Origin of the sequence: Bacillus sp. SIMBA_008, from assembly GCF_046535495.1 — a bacterium.
Lineage (GTDB): Bacteria > Bacillota > Bacilli > Bacillales > Bacillaceae > Bacillus > Bacillus subtilis.
Genome location: NZ_JAWRWL010001103.1, coordinates 1 through 243, shown reverse-complemented (window position 1 = coordinate 243; position 243 = coordinate 1). Strand labels below are relative to the sequence as shown.

Below are 243 nucleotides of genomic sequence, written 5' to 3'. Positions count from 1 at the left end.
ATAACAAGGAATTTCCCTATGGACGGCAAGAGCTCTACTTTTTAATTCCATTTGATTGGCATCTCCAACTTGAAATACAGCACTAATCCCTAAAGAAATAATAGAAACATTTTGGACAACAGACACATGATGTAACATAGTTTCTCAGTCTCCTTAACCTGGAGTAGGAGGGACATCTGTGACTAATGGTACAAATGGACCCTCTGTAACAGTTTCAAATGGTGTATCAAGAATAGAAGATAG

Annotated in this window: 1 protein-coding gene and 1 pseudogene; both read right to left on the bottom strand. The window is 37.4% G+C overall.

Features of this window, described 5'->3' with window-relative positions; genetic code table 11:
* A partial coding sequence (locus tag SB658_RS26845; RefSeq protein ID WP_410603544.1) for a spore germination protein GerPE occupies positions 1–138 on the bottom strand: 138 nt, incomplete at its 3' end.
* 15 nt (positions 139–153) lie between these two features.
* Positions 154–243, bottom strand: a pseudogene (gene gerPD / locus SB658_RS26840) (spore germination protein GerPD); the annotation flags it as partial.